At 46.9% G+C, this 19,848-nt stretch carries 17 protein-coding genes; 8 read left to right on the top strand and 9 right to left on the bottom strand.

The features are described from left to right. Nucleotides 1-7: 7 nt before the first annotated feature. Genes BM257_RS02835 through BM257_RS02820 form a run of 4 tightly spaced genes read right to left on the bottom strand, consistent with a single transcriptional unit; the run spans nucleotide 8 to nucleotide 4,547 of the window. A complete protein-coding gene (locus BM257_RS02835; RefSeq protein WP_092068044.1) occupies nucleotides 8-1,045 on the bottom strand; it encodes a glycosyltransferase family 2 protein in 1,038 nt (345 codons plus the stop codon). A 4-nt stretch (nucleotides 1,046-1,049) separates the two neighbouring features. Beyond that, nucleotides 1,050-2,216, bottom strand: a complete 1,167-nt coding sequence (locus BM257_RS02830; RefSeq protein ID WP_092068042.1) for a glycosyltransferase family 4 protein — start codon at nucleotides 2,214-2,216, stop codon at nucleotides 1,050-1,052. 3 nt (nucleotides 2,217-2,219) lie between these two features. Further along, complete coding sequence (locus BM257_RS02825; RefSeq protein ID WP_092068040.1) at nucleotides 2,220-3,335, bottom strand: NAD-dependent epimerase/dehydratase family protein; 1,116 nt, start codon at nucleotides 3,333-3,335, stop codon at nucleotides 2,220-2,222. A gap of 57 nt (nucleotides 3,336-3,392) precedes the next feature. Then, complete coding sequence (locus BM257_RS02820; RefSeq protein WP_092068038.1) at nucleotides 3,393-4,547, bottom strand: glycosyltransferase family protein; 1,155 nt, start codon at nucleotides 4,545-4,547, stop codon at nucleotides 3,393-3,395. Nucleotides 4,548-4,659: 112 nt separating this feature from the next. Here BM257_RS02820 and BM257_RS02815 point away from each other — a divergent pair, with 112 nt between their 5' ends. Beyond that, nucleotides 4,660-5,274 (top strand): acyltransferase, encoded by a 615-nt coding sequence (locus BM257_RS02815; RefSeq protein WP_255405470.1) that lies wholly within the window; start codon nucleotides 4,660-4,662, stop codon nucleotides 5,272-5,274. Between the two features lie 16 nt (nucleotides 5,275-5,290). Here the strand turns inward: BM257_RS02815 and BM257_RS02810 are convergent, their stop codons facing one another. The 3 genes from BM257_RS02810 to aspS form a co-directional block, all read right to left on the bottom strand. Continuing rightward, complete coding sequence (locus tag BM257_RS02810; protein WP_255405468.1) at nucleotides 5,291-5,608, bottom strand: hypothetical protein; 318 nt, start codon at nucleotides 5,606-5,608, stop codon at nucleotides 5,291-5,293. 92 nt (nucleotides 5,609-5,700) lie between these two features. Beyond that, on the bottom strand, nucleotides 5,701-6,009 hold the full coding sequence (locus BM257_RS02805; RefSeq protein WP_092068034.1) for a winged helix-turn-helix domain-containing protein: 309 nt from the start codon (nucleotides 6,007-6,009) through the stop codon (nucleotides 5,701-5,703). Between the two features lie 121 nt (nucleotides 6,010-6,130). Then, a complete protein-coding gene (aspS, locus tag BM257_RS02800) occupies nucleotides 6,131-7,891 on the bottom strand; it encodes an aspartate--tRNA ligase (RefSeq protein ID WP_092068032.1) in 1,761 nt (586 codons plus the stop codon). Nucleotides 7,892-8,150: 259 nt separating this feature from the next. On the opposite strand from aspS, the gene BM257_RS02795 reads away from it, so the two are divergent. After that, entirely contained in the window at nucleotides 8,151-8,540 is a 390-nt protein-coding gene (locus BM257_RS02795) for a DUF1573 domain-containing protein (protein ID WP_092068030.1), read from the top strand. Between the two features lie 3 nt (nucleotides 8,541-8,543). Here the strand turns inward: BM257_RS02795 and BM257_RS02790 are convergent, their stop codons facing one another. Further along, nucleotides 8,544-9,824, bottom strand: coding sequence for a DUF3078 domain-containing protein (locus BM257_RS02790; RefSeq protein WP_255405467.1), 1,281 nt, complete (start codon nucleotides 9,822-9,824; stop codon nucleotides 8,544-8,546). A gap of 193 nt (nucleotides 9,825-10,017) precedes the next feature. Here BM257_RS02790 and yidC point away from each other — a divergent pair, with 193 nt between their 5' ends. From yidC to BM257_RS02760, 6 genes are all read left to right on the top strand, one after another. Further along, entirely contained in the window at nucleotides 10,018-11,895 is a 1,878-nt protein-coding gene (yidC, locus tag BM257_RS02785; RefSeq protein WP_092068028.1) for a membrane protein insertase YidC, read from the top strand. Between the two features lie 38 nt (nucleotides 11,896-11,933). Continuing rightward, nucleotides 11,934-12,290, top strand: a complete 357-nt coding sequence (locus BM257_RS02780) for a four helix bundle protein (RefSeq protein ID WP_092068026.1) — start codon at nucleotides 11,934-11,936, stop codon at nucleotides 12,288-12,290. Between the two features lie 61 nt (nucleotides 12,291-12,351). Then, nucleotides 12,352-13,815 carry a DUF1846 domain-containing protein gene (locus BM257_RS02775; RefSeq protein ID WP_092068024.1) on the top strand — a complete coding sequence of 488 codons (1,464 nt, stop codon included), beginning with the start codon at nucleotides 12,352-12,354 and terminating at the stop codon, nucleotides 13,813-13,815. A 63-nt stretch (nucleotides 13,816-13,878) separates the two neighbouring features. After that, the gene (locus BM257_RS02770; RefSeq protein WP_092068022.1) at nucleotides 13,879-16,059 is read left to right on the top strand and encodes a dipeptidyl-peptidase Dpp5; all 2,181 of its coding nucleotides are present in this window, start codon (nucleotides 13,879-13,881) and stop codon (nucleotides 16,057-16,059) included. Between the two features lie 51 nt (nucleotides 16,060-16,110). Next, nucleotides 16,111-17,733 carry an MFS transporter gene (locus BM257_RS02765; protein WP_092068020.1) on the top strand — a complete coding sequence of 541 codons (1,623 nt, stop codon included), beginning with the start codon at nucleotides 16,111-16,113 and terminating at the stop codon, nucleotides 17,731-17,733. An 82-nt stretch (nucleotides 17,734-17,815) separates the two neighbouring features. Beyond that, on the top strand, nucleotides 17,816-18,871 hold the full coding sequence (locus BM257_RS02760; protein WP_092068018.1) for a hypothetical protein: 1,056 nt from the start codon (nucleotides 17,816-17,818) through the stop codon (nucleotides 18,869-18,871). A gap of 8 nt (nucleotides 18,872-18,879) precedes the next feature. Here BM257_RS02760 and BM257_RS02755 read toward each other — a convergent pair whose 3' ends face one another. Then, complete coding sequence (locus tag BM257_RS02755) at nucleotides 18,880-19,845, bottom strand: endonuclease/exonuclease/phosphatase family protein (protein ID WP_092068016.1); 966 nt, start codon at nucleotides 19,843-19,845, stop codon at nucleotides 18,880-18,882. Nucleotides 19,846-19,848 lie beyond the last annotated feature (3 nt).

Below are 19,848 nucleotides of genomic sequence, written 5' to 3'. Positions count from 1 at the left end.
AAAATTGTTAAATCAATCCCTTATACTTACCTAATAGCTTAATAATATTCACAGATATCACAGGTGGGAACTTACTCAATATGACAAAAAACATGTTAGAATAGAGTCCTCCAAATGATTTCATATATTGCATAAATGAGAATGGGAATTGCAACAATCTATGAATTTCTCGATTAGAAAAAGATGGATTAATAATCTTTTTATTCCTCAAGATTGCACAAGCCACATAAAAATTCGTCATCATGATTTTGTTGAATAAATGCGAATAATAGTGTTTATCACATAAAGAAGATATTTGAATCTTAACATGATTAATTGCTTTACACGTCATTTCTATTTCATCTTTATTAATTTGGCTGCGATGCTGAAAGTTCGATAAAGAATAGTTACGACAATAGTAAGTATATGTTATATCTGGTAATAAAACTGCTCGTGTAACATAAGTAGGAAATAACATCATGAACATGAAATCTTCCCAATAAGATATAGGCTCAAAACGCAGATTACAGTTTCGCAAAAAATCCAAATCCATTAAAATATTCCAAATGGTAGCTTGAATACCATCATAACGGCGATATACCCAAGAGGGAAATTCATCCTTATTTGAAAATTGTATTGCTGAATATCTATATAGTATTTCTTTCTCCTTTTCATTAAAAAGCTCAATTCTCTTATGAGAACCATAAACAACCTGAGCTTTATAACTTTTGGCAGCATCATAAAGTAATTGAATGGCATTAGATGAGATTGTATCATCTGCATCCAGAAAAAACAAATAACGACCTTGAGCTTCATTGACGATACGGTTTCTTCCTTCACCTATGCCCATATTTTGAGGTTGATGAACTATACGGATATTTTTCCCACGAGGGTGGGATTGTTGATAATCACGCACAATCTCCACAGAGCCATCTGTCCCACAATCATCAAGCACAAGAAATTCAATACTGTCAAACGTTTGTGCTAATGCTGACTCCAAGCTCTGCTGGATATATTTCTCTGCATTATAGACAGGTATTCCTATTGTTACTTCATAATTATTCATATAGCTATTGGCGGGTGTTAATAACTATTTCATCAAAAAGACACTTCCATTGTTGAGCAATCTCATCAATACTGAAACGCTGAACATTTCGTTGAGCAGCTATGGACATTGCCACACGTTTTGTATCATTCTCCATCAAACAAATCAATCCTTTTGCCAATGCAGAAGGATTGCCTTTCTCTGCCAAAATACCATCCTCACCTTCCTTGATGATAGCCCGAGGTCCCCACGGACAATCGAAAGCAACTACGGGTAGTCCACATGCCATCGCCTCAACGATGACCATGCCAAAACCTTCAAAGCGCGAGCTAAGCACAAAAAGACTGCTATGGCAGTATTCATACTCAACATCATTAGTACGACCATTCAACCGACAACGACGCTTGTCTATTCCTAACTCATCCATGAGTTCCTTATAGGAAGTGGTATCACCATCACCATAGATATCCAAATACCAGTCTGCACATTGTTTCTCCACCTCAGCCCATGCCCGTAACAGTAAGTCGAAACCTTTTTCATGAGAATAACGTCCAACGGCTATCACACGCTTTTCCGTAAGAGGACTTACCTGAGAAGGCATAAAAGGAGAAGGATTGGGGATGACCTCCACATTATCCAACTCTGTCCATGCCTCTCGGTCTTTCTCTGTCAATACAACAAAACGATCGAGTTTTTTCAAATGCGACACTAAACTACCTGACCAGAACCTGGCAAAGAGATTTTTTATAAAATTATGTTTCTCTGCCTCAAACTTACGGAAATTAGCACGGTTAATATGCATCTCCCCTATTTTCTTACTTCCATCTTTGATCTCATTGATGAAATTAATCTCACGACGCAACATACTAACCGTAATGTCAGGACGAATACGCATCAGTTCCCGTTTCAACAGTCTCTTATACCGATATTGTTTGGGAAGATAAATGAGAATCCGTTTAAGCAGTCCACAATTCCATAGCTTCTCAAAGTTAATGTCAAGATTAACTACCTTGATCTTGTCTGATAGCGGATAAAAATATGGTTTACCTTTTCCTTCCGTTATAATAATCGTCACATCGTAGCCATAGTAGTCTGCAAAATAATTAGCCTTTAAAGTTACCACTCGCTCCATGCCCCCAGCTAAATACAAAGCCGGAGTACAATAGACAATTTTTAAAGGCTTGTTTTCCATAAACTACTTTTTCTGATAGAAGTCAGCATACCACTCGGCAAAGGCACGAAGACCATCACGGAGAGAGGTGGAGGGTTTATAACCATAGTCACGTTCCAAGGCACTGGTGTCTGCATAGGTCACGGGGACATCACCCGGCTGCATGGGCACTAGTTTCTTATGTGCCTCGAAATCATAGTCCGCTGGAAGAACTTTGGCACGGATCAACTCTTGTTGCAGAATATCCACGAAGGTCAACAGGTTCTCAGGCTGGTTATTACCAATATTATAGACCGCATACGGAGGGATGGGTAAACCGTCCTCACCCACCTTCTTCTCCGGGGCTCCCTGCATGATACGAACGACACCCTCAACGATATCATCCACGTAAGTAAAGTCACGCTTACAGTTTCCGAAGTTGAAAATCTGGATGGTCTCACCCTTCACCAGTTTATTGGTAAAACCGAAATACGCCATATCTGGACGACCGGCAGGACCATAGACGGTGAAGAAACGGAGTCCTGTAGACGGGATGTTATAGAGTTTCGAATAGGCATGCGCCATCAGCTCGTTACTCTTCTTCGTTGCCGCATAGAGAGATACGGGGTTATCCACCTTGTCATCCGTAGAATACGGAATCTTCTTATTGGAGCCATAGACACTCGACGACGAAGCATATACCAGATGCTCTACCGGATAGTGGCGACAAGCCTCCAAGATATTGTAGAAACCAATCAAGTTAGACTGGATATAAGCATCAGGGTTCGTGATGGAATAGCGGACACCTGCCTGTGCGGCAAGGTTGACTACCACTGCAGGATGATATTTCTCGAAGATATCATCAATGGTTGCCTTGTCAGCGATATCACCCTTTATAAAGTGAAAAGACCCACCTAAATCCTCCCTATTAAGGGAGGACTTTCCTGACTCTCCCCCTAAACAGGGGGAGTTGGAGAGGGCCTTCAACTCCTTCAATCTCCATTCTTTGAGACTGACATCATAGTAGTCGTTCATATTATCGATACCAATGATGGTAGCGTCTTTCACATCCTTGAACAAACGTTTCACTAAGTTGCTGCCAACAAAACCAGCAGCACCGGTGACCAAGATGGTCTTTCCATTTAAATCTATTTTCTGCATAGTTTGAAATTTATTGTCGCAAATATACAACAAATAATTGGAACTATCAAGTTTTTATTAATTTTTAAACACCGCATCCACTACTTTCTTCATCTGGTATTTCCATTGTAGCGGTTCCACCGTCTTACGGATCTCCTCGGGTTTCATGTCAAAATCAGCCATAAAGTCGATGATTCGTTGGATATCAATCGGCGTCTCATCGGCAGGTGCCTTGATGATATAGGGTTGATGGTCGAAATCACTATCCTGTTCACTGTAGATGAAGGGGATACCACGAGTAGCATACTCCCGGTTCTTCAATGTCTTAATGACAGTAATACCACTACGATGACGACCTAAAGAACCTATGGCAAATTGACATTGGTTAAATACGTCATCTAATTCTTTACCAAACAATACATCATGGAAAATAATCTTATCATGAATATGATACTTCTCTATGATTGGCATAAAATGATTGTTCATATGATAAGGATGCACTCCGCCCACTATATGAAAAAAAACATCAGGCATCTTTAACCTCTCACCTCTAACCTCTAACCTCTTATAATATTCTCCAATACCAGCCACCACACGGTCAAAGGCATGCCAAGGATGGACTTCGGCGACACCGATCATGTGAAGGGAAGATGGCTGATGGCTGATGGCTGATGGCTGATGGAGAGGGATACTGTCGAAGTCGACACCATTACTGATATTAATGGTTTTCTGTCCGAAGATTTCTTTGGCATCCGAGAAGGTGACCATTGCATCCATATAATGATATGCCTTTCTACGGAACAACTTGTCCATCTTCAGTTCTATCTTAGTCTTCCACCCAAACTCCTTAAACTCCTTATCATAAGGATAAGTTGGAATCTCCGTCACCGCATGGATACCTGCCTTATGCAATTTTTTGAAGAAGTGAATCAACCAAGGGTTAGCATTCATAAAAGAGCGGGCATAGACAAACTGTATTCCCTCACGAATACAATAGTTATAGACACAGTCATAACTCATGCGTTGGCGAATTGCTGCCCAATTTCCTGTCCCATAGTCCTCAATGACCTGTCCGTCCACATAGCGGCAACGATGACCTTCAGGAGAGAAATCATAATAGCACAGACGCGTATCATAACCGTTTTCCTTCAGTCCTTTTACCTGATAGTGTATCTTTTTTGTGATACCACTATAATCCTCAAAACCATGGTAGACTAAGAAAAGTATCTTCATTTCGTAGTATTTTGTGCAAAGATACAAAATAATTGATAATTCTTTGCAAGCAAAGCGATTTTTTGTCGATTAGACAATTGATAATTGAAAATTAATTATTACTTTTGTCCACATGAAAGACAAAGAAGCGATACGACAGGGGCTGAAAGACAGTCCAAGGCTGAAGAAATGGTTGGATTATATCATCATGAACCAACGGGACGCACGTCCTCGTTGGTATATCCGGATGCTGGCTCCATTCTACCAGCGCAGAGGGCCTGGTTCCAAGATATATTCAAGTGTACGGATGGACACCCCGCCCTATCGTAACTTCTCATTAGGGAAGCGAAGCGTGATAGAGTCGTTCTGTTGTATCAATAATGCCGTGGGTGATGTCATCATCGGTGACGATACCCGTATCGGTATTCACAACACCATCATCGGTCCTGTGACCATCGGCAGTCATGTGAACCTTGCCCAAGGTATTGTCGTTACCGCCCTGAACCATAATTTCAAAGACACCACTTTGCGGATAGACGAACAAGGTATCTCTACCAAGCCCGTTGTGATTGGGGATGATGTGTGGATAGGAGCCAATGCCGTTATCCTCCCTGGTGTGACGATCGGTAAGCATGTGGTGGTAGCCGCTGGTGCTGTCGTTACGAAAGACGTACCCGACAACTGTATCGTGGGAGGTGTCCCTGCAAGGAAGATGGATGATGTTAGATGTAAGATGATAGATGGATGATGTAGGAGGGATGAGGTTAATCAAAAAGACTGAGGGAGAGGTCCTGTTGGGGCTTCTCCTCTTCTTTTTCCTCTACCCGTTCTTCACGGAACTGAAGCATCATCTGGCGGGCATCAGCAGACCCTTCCGTATTCAAGCGATAATAACCACGTCTGCCAGTAGACTCAATGATGGACTGTGCAGACTTGCTGTTGCGCAGCAAATACTGTTGGACATACGTACGGATTTCCTCATAGTCCGGTTGGAAGAAGAAGGTACAGTTCATGTTGTAAACATGCTTGGCAATCGCCTGTACGCTTACACCACCCTCCCCTGCCTCGGTGAGTACTTTCAATATCTGCTGATCGTAAGTCAAAAAAATTAAAAATTAAAAAAGGCTGGCAAGCCTTTAAAGCCTCCAGCCTTTTTATGCTTCATTTGATTTGATTAAGCAAGTGTAATCTTCTCGTCAGCAGATGCGAGCTTGCCCTCTTTGAAGAGCCAACCCAGACCGAGCAGAGTCTCCTCCTCGCTGATCTTAGCTGCCTTAGCGATTTCTTTAACGGTCAAAGCCTTCTCAGCAGCAGCAAGTGCCTGATAAACATCACCAGCCTTGAAACCTGCATTCTCTGCATTAACTGCTACACCAGCCTTAGCTGCCTTCTTAGGAGCAGCTGCCTTCTTAACGGCTGCCTTCTTTGGCTCAGCTGCCTTTGCGGGAGCAGCGGCCTTCTTTGTTGTTTTCTTTTCTGCCATAACTTTAATAATTAATACGCTATTGAATGTTCTTTTAAGAATTTCTTCTTTGCGAGTGCAAAATTAGGAATAATAAATATTCCTTGTTGCCGTGCACAGCGTATTTTTTATGATTTTTTAATTATTCTTGATGTAAGTCAAGACGTAACTGCAACTCTTCCAACTGTTTAGCGTCTAATTCGCCTGGTGCGTCGAGCATCACATCACGACCCGAATTGTTCTTCGGGAAGGCGATACAGTCACGGATAGAATCGAGTCCTGCCATCAAGCTCACGAAACGGTCGAGACCAAAGGCAAGACCAGCGTGAGGAGGTGCTCCATACTTAAAGGCATTGATGAGGAAGCCGAACTGTGCCATAGCACGCTCCGGGGTGAAGCCCAGGATCTGGAACATCTTCTCCTGCAACTTGCCATCATGGATACGGAGGGAGCCACCGCCGACCTCAACGCCATTACATACGAAGTCATAGGCAACGGCACGTACCTTCTCTGGAGCCGTATCGAGCAAGGGGATATCATCAGGATTCGGCAAGGTGAACGGATGGTGCGTAGCCATCAGACGCTGTTCCTCGTCACTCCACTCAAACAATGGGAAGTCGACAATCCACAGGCATACAAACTTATCCTTGTCGCGCAAACCCAGACGGTCACCCATCTCCAGACGCAACGTACAGAGCTGTATACGTGTCTTATTCGCTTTGTCACCACTGAGGATCAGCACGAGGTCACCATCCTTGGCACCCGTCTTCTCCTTCAGTTGCTGCCATACCTCAGGGGTATAGAACTTATCCACAGAAGACTTGACAGTGCCATCGGTATTGAACTTCACATATACCAAGCCCTTGGCACCCACCTGCGGACGCTTCACAAAGTCCGTCAACTGGTCGAGTTGCTTGCGGGTATAGTCAGCACAGCCAGGAACCACGATGCCACCGATATACTCAGCCTCGTTGAAGACAGGGAACGTACCTGTGCCCTTCAGCACATCCATCAGTTCCACGAACTCCATACCGAAGCGAAGATCAGGTTTATCAGAACCAAAGCGATGCATCGCCTCATGCCACGTCATACGCTGCAACTTAGGTAGCTCCACGCCACGCACCTCTTTAAACAAATGGCGGGCGAGGTCCTCGAAGATCTCCAGCACATCCTCCTGGTCGGCAAACGACATCTCACAGTCGATCTGTGTGAACTCCGGCTGACGGTCAGCACGCAGGTCCTCATCACGGAAACACTTGGCAATCTGGAAATAACGGTCGAAGCCAGACACCATCAACAACTGCTTCAGGGTCTGCGGACTCTGGGGCAGTGCATAGAACTGTCCAGGATTCATACGGGAAGGTACCACGAAGTCACGGGCGCCCTCTGGGGTAGAACCAATCAGAATAGGTGTCTCCACCTCAATGAAGTTCTTGTTGTCGAGGAAGTTACGGATCAGGATCGTCATACGGTGACGCAGTTCCAAGTTCTTACGAACACAAGAACGGCGCAAGTCCAGATAACGATACTTCATACGGATATCGTCACCACCGTCCGTATTATCCTCTATCGTGAAGGGAGGTGTCAGACTCTCGCTCAGCACATTCAGTTCCTGTGCGATGATCTCAATCTCTCCTGTCGGAATATTCATGTTCTTACTCTGACGCTCGTTGACCACGCCCTTGACCTGAATACACCACTCACGTCCCAACTTATTGGCACGCTCGCAGAGGGCGGCATCCTTCGACTCGTCGAACACCAACTGGGTGATACCATAGCGGTCACGCAAGTCCACAAATGTCATACCTCCCATCTTACGGGTTTTCTGCACCCATCCGGCAAGTGTCACCACCTGTCCGGCATCTGTGAGCCTCAGCTCACCACATGTTTTTGTCCTATACATATTATAATATATGTTTGAAATTGCATGCAAAGGTACGAATAAGTGAGTAAAGAACAAAATAAATCCATTTATTTTTTCTTTCGAATGCGAGTACCTTCGACCGAAGGTCAAAGGTAGTGCAAATCGAGCGAAACACCAAAATTTTTTGAGTATTTGATTTTATTAAGTGAAAATTATTAAAAATCAAACCTCAAATGATACAAATGTGGAGGAAAAGGCTTACTTTTGCATGGATTTTTGATAACAAAAAAGAAGGAATATGAAAAAGATAATTTTAATGACCCTGATGCTGGTATGTGGCATGACGGCAGTGATGGCACAGAAGCCTGCTCAGATCAAGTTTGACAAGACAACCCATAACTTCGGCACTTTCTCTGAGAAAGACCCGAAAGTCACCTGTACGTTCACCTATACTAATATTGGAGAGCAGCCTTTGGTCATCAACCAGGCTGTGGCAAGTTGCGGATGCACGGTACCTGAGTATACCAAGACTCCCGTACAGCCCGGAGAGAAGGGCGAGATCAAGGTGACTTATAACGGAACGGGTAAGTTCCCCGGACACTTCAAGAAGTCTATCACTGTACGCACCAATGGTGCTGTGGAGATGACACGACTCTATATTGAGGGAGACATGACGGAAGCGAAGTAAAGACTAGAAACTATAACTCAAACCCAAGGAGCTGTATTCCATAAACTGGAAGTAACCATTGTCTTCATCCCTTGTCGCCGCATCGTCGAAGCGAGGATACAGGAACAGGTTGGCGGAGATATATTTCGTCACCTTGAACTCTATCTGGTTTTCCCACTCTATCAAGGCACGCTTATAGGAAGTATAGGCATACAGACGCGTCTTCCACGTAATCTGGTCAATGATTTTCCACTGGAGATCACCCGTAAACTGCGCACCAAACTCATGCTTGGTATGACGACCATCCATACCGTTCTTCTCAAACAAGGTGGTACGTCCCACATAACGGAGGTTATACGCCAGCGGCAGGAAGTTCAGTGTACCCGTCAGTCTGCCCTTCAGGGCATTCACCTTATACTCCATACCAAGACCGACATTCACGTCCAGGGGAGAGACGATATCAGAATACACAAACTCATCGTTCGCTTTTAAGCCCTTGGCAAACTGCGTGTAGGCAAGCAGCTGCAAGCTGTAATACCATTTCTTGGAAGCCTGGATACCCAGTTTGCTGGTCAGACGCAACAAGTCGTTGTTAGTCTTGAACTTATGCACGGTATCAGAGCGAGACGTCTGGAAACCCAGTTTCATCTCCAGCTTATTCTCAAAGAGGTACTTATCCTTGTCGTTATAGTTCAGTTCCAGCGTCACAGCACCCACCGCAGAGTAGTTGCTCTCACCACCCTTATACCAGTTGCCCGTCACGTAGTTCTGGAGGAACTGCAGGAAGCCGTCGCCCTTGAACTTCCAGAAATTCGGTTTGGTGACCACGATACCTGTCGGCACCACCTCCGGCTCGACAGGCACAGGATCCACATGCTCCACCAGTTCCACACTCTGTTTCACCTCCTGGTTGACATCCTCACGCACAGTACCCACCTTCCGCAACTGGCTCTCCGTGCTCTGCACCAAGTCAGGACGGCGCATATAGAGACCCATCATCGCCTCATCGATGGCATCCGTCACCTCATCCCCCGTCTGAGGATGGAGCGACAACACCTTGTTGGCACCCGAGTGGTAGAAGGTGGGAGGCGCGAACAGACGATAATACCGCCCATCGACCGTCTCCTTACGTAATGAGTCATTCAACTGCTGGATGGAGTCCAGTTGGTGGCGCAGCACCTGAATAGAGTCCACATAGCCCTTCAACTCGTTCAGTATCTGCTGACGCTGACTCTTCTGGGCACTGGCACTTGGAGCCACCAGCATCGCCATCACATATAAGAATAAATATCTGTATTTCATCATTTCATCGAATTTGAGTGCAAAGATACGAAAAAACATTGAAGTTAAAACACGAATCTCATTTTTTCTTTGTACCTTTGACTAATATCGAAAGTAGGCTTCACCTCGGAAAATCTCAAATAAATTTGGTTTTTCGCTCGATTTGCACTACCTTTGCACCTTGTATGCGAAATCAGAACAAAATAAATAATTAAATATGAATAGAGACACTATTATCGGTTTCGTCCTCATCGCACTGGTACTGATTGGATTCAGTTGGTATAACAGTCCGTCGAAGGAGGATATTGAAGCCGCACGACTACAAGATTCCATTGCTGCCGTCCAACAGGAAAGTGCTAAAAAGGCTGCCCAGCAACAAGCAGAGAAGAAGCAGGAGCAGGAAGAAATTGCCAAGACAGATTCCTCCGCCCTCTTCTATCAGGCACTCAACGGTACCTCCCAGCAAGTGGTACTGAAGAACGGCAAGCTGGAGCTTACCCTTGACTCAAAGGGAGGCATTATCAAAAAAGCGAAAATCATTGGTTATAAGGATCTTAACGAAGACAAAGACCTCACACTTTTCGACGAGAAAGACCAAAGCCTGAACTTCCTGCTGACCGGTAAACAGGATAATATCGTCACCAGCGACTTGTATTTCACCCCTTCAGAGCAGAGTGACTCTACAGTGACGATGACGGCAACAGCAGGCAATGGCGGACAGGTCATCCTGAAATACCGTCTGGGTAAGGACTATATGCTGGGCTTCTCCCTGCAGGCGAAAGGACTTGCCAACGCCTTCGCTCCCTCCTATAAGGAGATGGAGATAGAATGGACAGACCATTGTCGCCAGCATGAGAAAGGCTACTCCTTCGAGAACCGCTATACCTCTATATTCTATAAAGAAGCCAAGGATGGAGACACCGACAATCTGTCGGAGGCATCCGATGAGAACGAGACCATCGAGGAAGAGCTCGACTGGGTGGCTTTCCGCAACCAGTTCTTCAGTATTGCCCTCATCTCAAAGGACAACTTCGCCAAGAACGCCAACCTCATCAGTACCCTCGACGAGAAAGGCACGGGTTACCTGAAGCATTTTGACGCCAAGCTCAAGACCGCTTTCGACCCTACAGGAGCAAAGCCCTCTGAGTTTGAGATGTATATCGGTCCTAACAACTTCCGACTGATACAGGATGTCGAGCAGCAAAGCCAGTTTGGCAAAGACCTCGACCTTGAGCAACTAGTCAACCTCGGCTGGTGGCTATTCCGTCTCATCAACCGCTGGTTCACACTGTATGTCTTCGACTGGCTCGCCAGTTTCGGACTCAGCATGGGTATCGTCCTCATCCTCATCACCATCTTGCTGAAGGTCATCACCTACCCCATGGTGAAGAAGAGCTATATGTCAAGTGCCAAGATGCGTGTCCTCAAACCCAAACTCGAGGCTGCCACCAAGCAATATGACAAGCCGGAGGACCAGATGAAGAAACAACAGGAGATGATGTCGCTTTACTCGAAATATGGTGTCAGTCCTATGGGCGGCTGTCTGCCTATGCTTATCCAGATGCCTATCTGGATCGCCATGTTCTGGTTTGTGCCTAATGCCATCCAGTTGCGTGGAGAGAGTTTCCTGTGGATGGACGACCTCTCGACCTACGATCCCATCATTGAATGGACGAATAATATCTGGGGCATCGGTGACCACCTGTCACTGACCTGTATCCTGTTCTGTGCCGCCCAGCTTATCTACACATGGATCTCCATGCGTCAGCAGAAAGACCAGATGATCGGGGCACAGGCTGAGCAGATGAAGATGATGCAATGGATGATGTATATCATGCCGCTGATGTTCTTCTTCATCTTCAACGACTACTCGTCAGGTCTGAACTTCTACTATTTCATCTCCCTGTTCTTCTCTGCCGCCATCATGTGGACGCTCCGCAAGACCACGGATGATGAGAAACTGCTTGCCATCCTGGAGGCGAAATACCAGGAGAACAAGAACAACCCGAAGAAGCAGAGCGGTCTTGCCGCCCGTCTTGAGGCTTTGCAGAAGCAACAGGCTGAGCTGGAGAGGAAGAGAAAAATTAAAAATTAAAGATGAAAGATTAAAGATTAAAATGGGAGTATTTTAAGATGGAAGAAGAGCGTTATAACAAAATTCTGGATATCAGTTTTTCATTTGGTGTTAGAATTGTTAAACTTTTCCAATATCTTATAGATAATAAGGTAAGCCCTGCTTTACCGACTCAGATCCTGAGAAGTGGAACCAGCATTGGTGCCAACGTCAACGAAAGCATCTATGCACAAAGCAAAAAGGATTTTATATCAAAGATGCACATTGCCCTAAAAGAAGCCAATGAGACAAAATACTGGTTAAGAATTCTTCATGCTTCAGGTTATATCAATGACAATGAATTTGAATCTATGCTCACAGACAACAAAAACATTATCGGGACTCTGGTGAATATTATAAAGGCTGCAAAAACTTAAATATTCACATTTTTCAATCTTAATATTTCATTTTTAATTTTTAATATTTAATTTATTATATATGAAAATAGGATTCGATAACGACAAATACCTTAAGATACAGTCTGAGCACATCAAAGAGCGTATCGCCCAGTTTGACGGGAAACTGTATCTGGAACTGGGAGGAAAACTGTTTGACGACCATCATGCCAGTCGTGTGCTCCCCGGTTTTAAACCCGACTCCAAATTACGTATGTTCGCACAGTTGCGAGACCAGTTGGAGATCGTCATCGTGGTCAGTGCCGAGGATATTGAGAAGAACAAGGTACGAGCCGACCTGGGCATCACCTATGACGAGGATGTGCTGCGACTGCGTGACGAGTTCATGAGCCGTGACTTCATGGTAGGCTCTGTCGTCATCACCCATTATAATGGTCAGCATGCCGCCGACCAGTTCCGCCACCGTCTGGAGCGACTGGGTATCAAGAGCTATGTCCACTACCTCATCGACGGCTATCCCCATAGTGTCAAGCTCATCGCCTCAGATGACGGCTTTGGCAAGAACGACTATGTAGAGACCAGTCGTGAGCTCGTCATCGTGACGGCTCCCGGTCCCGGTAGCGGAAAGATGGCAGTTTGTCTCTCCCAGCTCTATAACGAGAACAAACGCGGGGTCCGTGCCGGTTATGCGAAGTTTGAGACCTTCCCAGTATGGAACCTTCCTCTGAAGCATCCTGTCAATATCGCTTATGAGGCTGCCACTGCTGACCTCAACGATGTGAACATGATTGACCCGTTCCATCTGGAGGCGTATGGTAAGACAGCCATCAACTACAACCGTGATATTGAGATATTCCCTGTGCTGAACGCCCTCTTCGAGGGTATCTATGGGGAGAATCCTTATAAGTCACCCACCGATATGGGTGTCAACATGGTAGGTTTCTGTATCTCTGATGACGAGGCATGCTGTAATGCCAGCCGTGACGAGATTATCCGTCGTTACTACGATGCCACCAATAAGATGGCGGACGGTGCAGATAACGAGAATGAGCTGAACAAGATCCTGATGCTCTTCAACCAGGCCAAGATCACTACCGCTTACCGGCGGGTGACAGTTGCCGCCCAGGCAAAGCAGGAGCTCACAGGTCATACCTCATCCGCTATCGAACTGGAAGACGGTACGATTATCGCAGCAAAGTCGACACCCCTGCTTGGTTGTTCCGCAGCACTCCTGCTCAATGCCACCAAGCATCTGGCAGGTATCAGTCATGAGGCGAAACTGATTCCTGAGAGCCTCATCGAACCTGTACAGAAGACGAAGATAGAGTACCTGGGTGGCAAGAACCCCCGTTTGCATACCGATGAGGTACTGGTGGCTCTCAGTGTGCTCTCCAAAGATGACGAACAATGTAGGAAAGCGTTGGAGCAGTTGCCTCGTCTACGTGACTGTCAGGTACACTCTACCGTTATGCTCTCTGAGGTGGACCGTAAGATTTTCAAGAAACTAGGATGCGGACTGACCTGCGACCCAGTGAGAAAGAAATAAGAGTGATTAAGGGTTAAAGGTTAAGGGTTAGAGGTTAGTGGTTAGTGGTTAGAGGTTAGAGATATGAAAAAGTTTTTCTTTATGCTGGCAGTCATGATGCTGCCAACATTTTTGAGCGCACAAGACGAAGTGAATATCGGAAAGAGTAACATCAAATTAAATAGTCGTATGATGACCCCAGAGGCTCTCTGGGCTATGGGGCGCATCGGTAGTGTGGAGGCATCACCCGATGGCAAGCAGGTGGTCTATCAGGTAGGCTACTATAGTGTGAAGGCTAATAAGAGTCATCATGTCCTCTGTATCATGGATGCCGACGGCAAGAACAACAAACAACTGACTGTCAGCAGCAAGAGTGAGACAGAGCCTACCTGGTTAGATGCCCATACCATCGCCTACCTCTCTGGCGGAGAGATATGGACGGTGCAAGCGGATGGCACAGACCGTAAGCAGTTGTCAAAGACAGACGGACAGGTGGAGGGCTTTAAGTTTTCTCCTGACCGCACAAAGGTCATCATCCTCAAGAGCATCCCCTTCCATGAGATTATCAAGGAGAATCCCGATGACCTGCCCAAAGCTACCGGTCGTCGGGTCACCGACCTGATGTACCGCCACTGGGATCATTATGTGGAGAGCATCCAGCACCCGTTCGTCTGTTCTGTGAGTGGCAAAGCCATAGCCACTGAAATGACGGACATCCTCGAAGGCGAGCCTTACGAGTGCCCCATGGAGCCCTTCGGTGGTATTGAGCAACTCGCCTGGAGTCCTGACTCCAAGACCATCGCCTATACCTGCAGGAAGAAGACTGGACTGGAGTATTCCATCTCCACCGACTCAGACATCTACCTTTATAATATAGGTACGCGCAAGACCACGAATCTCTGCAAACCCGCTGATTATGTGGCTCCTGCCAATGATCCTACCAGGACGCTGAAGATACAACCTGTCAATGCCCCCGAGAACCTGAAGAATAACGTGGGCTATGACCAGAACCCACAGTTCTCACCAGACGGTAAGTATGTCGCCTGGCTTTCGATGGAGCGTGACGGTTATGAGGCAGACCTCAACCGCCTGTGTATCTATGAGATGGCAACTGGCACCAAACGTTATATCGACTGGAAGAGTGACGTGGAGGCTTTCTGCTGGGCACCACAGGAAGACAAGTCGGCACTGTTATATTTCCTCAGTGTATGGCACGGCTGTAATAACATGTACAGTGTCAACTGGAAAGGCGAGGTCAAACAACTGACAGAGACCTGGGACGACTGGACCAGTCTGCAACTCGCCAACGACGGCAAGCGCATCCTTGCTACCCGTCAGAGTCTGTCTGCTCCTACTGATATCTATATGGTGACCCCGGGAGATGGAAAAAGCAAGAAGGCTGATGTAAGAGAAACAAAGATACATCAAATCTCTTTCGAGAACAAGCATATCCTCGACCAACTGACCTTTGGTAAGGTACAGCAGCGTTGGGTCAAGACCTCCGACGGCAAAGAGGAACTGGTATGGATCGTATTACCTGCCAACTATGAGGAAGGCAAGAAATACCCCACCCTGCTCTTCTGTGAAGGTGGACCACAGAGTCCTGTCAGCCAGTTCTGGAGCTATCGCTGGAACTTCCAGATAATGGCGGCTAACGGATATGTCGTCGTGGCTCCCAACCGTCACGGACTGCCAGGTTTCGGACAGGAATGGAAAGAGGAGATCAGCGGCGACTGGTCAGGACAGTGTATGAGCGACTATCTCGCCGCTATTGATGATGCCGCCCAGAACCTTCCTTTCGTAGACAAAGACCGCCTTGGTGCCGTCGGTGCCTCCTTCGGAGGTTTCAGCGTCTACTACCTTGCAGGTATCCATGAGAAACGCTTCAAGGCATTCATCGCCCATGACGGAGCCTTCAACCTTGCCGCCATGTATTTGGAGACGGAGGAGAACTGGTTTAGCAACTGGGAGTATGACGAGGCATACTGGCACCGTCCACAGATGCCGAATGCCAAGAAAACCTACCATGACTCTCCACATAAGATGGTGGAGAAATGGGACACCCCTATCCTCTGTATCCATGGAGAGAAAGACTACCGCATCAACTATACCCAGGGTATGCAGGCCTTCAATGCGGCTCGTATGAAAGGGATTCCCGCTGAGTTCCTCGTCTTCCCTGACGAGAATCACTGGGTGCTGAAGCCCCAGAATGGTATTCTGTGGCAGCGCACGTTCTTTAACTGGCTGGATCGCTGGCTGAAATAATAATAACTATAGGAACTATAGATACTATAGGAATTATAAATAAAAAACAATATGACTCAAGCAATTCAAAAGACCCTACGCGACTCCGCCGCTATGCGGTGGACAGCATTGCTGCTCTTGGCCCTCGCCATGTTCTGTAGCTACATCTTCATGGATATCCTCTCACCAATCAAGGACCTGATGCAAGAGACCCGTGGATGGGACTCCACCGCTTTCGGTACCATGCAGGGTTCTGAGGTGTTCCTCAATGTCTTCGTGTTCTTCCTCATCTTCGCCGGTATCATCCTCGACAAGATGGGTGTACGTTTCACTGCTGTCCTCTCTGCCGCTGTCATGCTGGTAGGAGCCTGTGTGAAATGGTATGCTATCAGTGAAAGTTTTATCGGCAGTGGACTCGAGACTTGGTTTACCAACAACCTCAACTACATCCCTATCTTCGACGAGTTAGGCGTGTCACCGTTCTATCAAGGTATGCCCGCCTCCGCCAAGTTTGCTGCTTGCGGTTTTATGATCTTCGGTTGTGGCTGTGAGATGGCAGGTATCACGGTAAGCCGTGGTATCGTGAAATGGTTCAAGGGACGTGAGATGGCACTCGCCATGGGTTCTGAGATGGCACTGGCACGTCTGGGTGTCGCTACCTGTATGATATTCTCCCCCTTCTTCGCCAAGTTAGGTAGTGAGGTCAGCGTCAGCCGTAGTGTCGCCTTTGGTGTTGTCCTGATGTGTATCGCCCTCATCATGACCATCGTCTATTTCTTCATGGATAAGCAGCTCGACGCACAGACGGGTGAGGCAGAGGAGAAAGACGACCCCTTCAAGATCAGCGATATCGGGAAGATTCTCAGCGACAGTGGCTTCTGGCTCGTCGCCCTGTTATGCGTCCTTTACTATTCTGCCATCTTCCCCTTCCAGAAATATGCCGTGAACATGTTGCAGTGCAACCTCACCCTGACAGAGCCAGGTACAGACTCCTTCTGGTCCAGTCCGTCTGTAACTATTGTACAGTATATCATCATGCTCCTGGTGGCTGCCGCAGGTTTCGCCTCTAACTTCCAGAAGAAGACAAACATGAAGTACACCCTGCTGGGTCTCTCCATCCTTGCCTTGATTACCTATTGCTATATGGGTTACATGCGCCAGACGGCAGAGAGTATCTTTGCCGTATTCCCCCTGCTTGCCGTGCTCATCACTCCTATCCTGGGTAACTATCTCGACAATCATGGTAAGGCAGTATCCATGCTCATCTTAGGTTCCTTGCTGCTGATTGGCTGTCACCTGACCTTCGCCTTCATCCTGCCTATGTTCAAGGACAGTGCCGTAGGAGGAGTCATCATCGCCTATACTACCATTTTGGTATTGGGAGCCTCCTTCTCTCTGGTACCTGCCTCTCTGTGGCCTTCCGTTCCCAAACTGGTCGACGCCAAGGTGATAGGCTCTGCTTATGCCCTGATATTCTGGATCCAGAATATCGGACTCTGGCTGTTCCCTCTGCTCATTGGTAAGGTACTTGATGCCACGAATCCCGAGGGAGCCAGTGCTACCGAGTTAGACTATACCGCTCCGCTGGTAATGCTCGCCTGCTTAGGTGTCGCCGCCCTCATCCTCGGTTTCATCTTGAAAGCCGTTGACAAGAAGAAGGGGCTCGGACTGGAAGAGGCGAACATTAAAGATTAAAAATGAAAAATTAAAGATTAAAGATTAACGGTTAAAGGTTATTGAGATGAGAACATTCTTTGTAATACTATTTTGCTGCCTCATGAATCTCACTGTTCTGGGACAGAGCAAGGCTGACCAGTTGAAGCGCATCCGCGCCATCTATTCACAAGCAAAACAGCAGGTCGCAAATAATGGTAAGGATGGTCAAGCACCCCTCGACATGAATATCCACGTGAGCAATGGCAGTATGGTGTCGGAAGACTTCGCCCTCGATGACGAGACCGACGTCCATTACTATTTCACACGCTCGAAGAAAGAGCCTGACACCGATTTCCTTGAGCAGTTCTCTTGCTATTTCATCAGCGAATACTGGACATCACATGGTCACGACCGCTCTCGTGAATTCCTTCTCGACCCAGAAGACGGTCACCTGCTCTTCGCTTATATGAGGGGCGAGACGGATGCGGGATTCATCGTGGAGACACGCTATTACTATGATGCCAAGGGTAACCTCATCCACCAGATCCACAAGACAGGCAACGAAGGACAGGGACTCTCAGAGACCAGTCCCAACAGCCATTCGTGGAACGACGCCAATAGTGAGCGTAAGAAGTATCAGGAATATCTCGACATCTTCAACCGCCTGATGACACACGAGGGGCTTCTTGGTTCTTCCAATGAGACCCACCGTTCCACTGCCTCAAAGGCAGACCGTTTGAAATCCATCCGCAGCACCTATGCCGAGGCGAAGCAGAAGATCGAACAGGACAAAAAATCCGAAGTGCCCCATAACATCACCATCGTCTGCCACGACCTGAAGATAGAGAATTATGCGCCCGAGACCATCGAGCTCAACTACTACTTCGACCAGGAGGAGCATCCGAAATGCTATTTCATCTCCTACCACAAGAGTAGCATGATGTTCGACTTATACGAGGAATACCTCTTCGACCCGAAGACCCATGACCTCAGTTTCACCTACTCTCGTGGCCGTGAGGAAGGTGTAGAACGCGAGTGGCGTTACTACTACAACGAAAACGGACATTGCATTGAGCGTCTCAGTAATGCCGAGGAGATTGGCGACGGCTACTCTGAGAAAGTCGCTGCTAACAAATACCTCCAAGTCTTTAGGATGTTAGTTGACAATAACGAATAAGTCTTGTATCAGAACTGAAAGCGTACCACTAAGGGGAGGTGGTCACTATGTCCCCTCTGGTAGCGCATCCCATTATACGTACGGAAGGGCTTGACCCCTCCGTATTTTTGATCCTCCTCCAACAAGAATGGGGCATCGTTGATATATGCTTGCTCAACACAGTCGAGTAACGCCGGACTGACGAAGACATGATCTATACTCCCCCACTCGCCCTGATAACGATAAGTCGCCTTGGCGCCATGTGTACCCTTTGCCTCACGGGTGACATTCTTCAGTGCGTGACTCTCTAGAAAGCGCAAGGCAGGTGAATCAGCATCATCGTTAAAATCACCCGCCACGATGACCTTCGCCTCAGGAGACAACCTTTCTATCGCCTGTATCAGTCTGTCAGCCACCAACTGGCGGTTAGGGCGTGTCGCCTTCTCACCACCATACCGGCTAGGAGCATGGACGACGAAGACATGCAAGGTATCACCATGAAGTGTCTCCCCCATGACATAAAGAATATCACGGGTAGGACGCATCCCCTCTAAGGGTTTGACATCCAGATAGTCGTAACACAGAGGACGAAACGTAAAAGGCTGATATAACAGGGCGACATCAATGCCACGCTCATCAGGTGACTCTGTCATCAAGTACTGATATCCCGCATTCCTCAGCAATGACTTACGGGTCAGGGCGAAGAGCACCGAGTCATTCTCCACCTCCACCAGAGCGACGAGATCAGGAACGCCCTCCTCCTGACAGGAGAGGATGGTCTGTCCGATATTGTTCATCTTACGCCAATAGCGCGAAGGTGTCCAATGACGCGTTGAAGCAGGCAACCACTCAGTGTCCTGCTTCAACGTATCATGACGACAATCAAAAAGATTCTCGCAATTCAGTTCTACGAGTGTCAGCGTCTGTGCTGACAAAAAAGAAATGACGAATAGAAAATAAGGAATGAGGATCACTTTTAACAACGTATTCCCCATTCC

This window comes from Prevotella sp. tf2-5 (assembly GCF_900115435.1).
Taxonomy (GTDB): Bacteria; Bacteroidota; Bacteroidia; order Bacteroidales; family Bacteroidaceae; genus Prevotella.
Note: the sequence above shows the minus strand (reverse complement) of the source record. Positions and strands in the feature narration are given on the sequence as shown.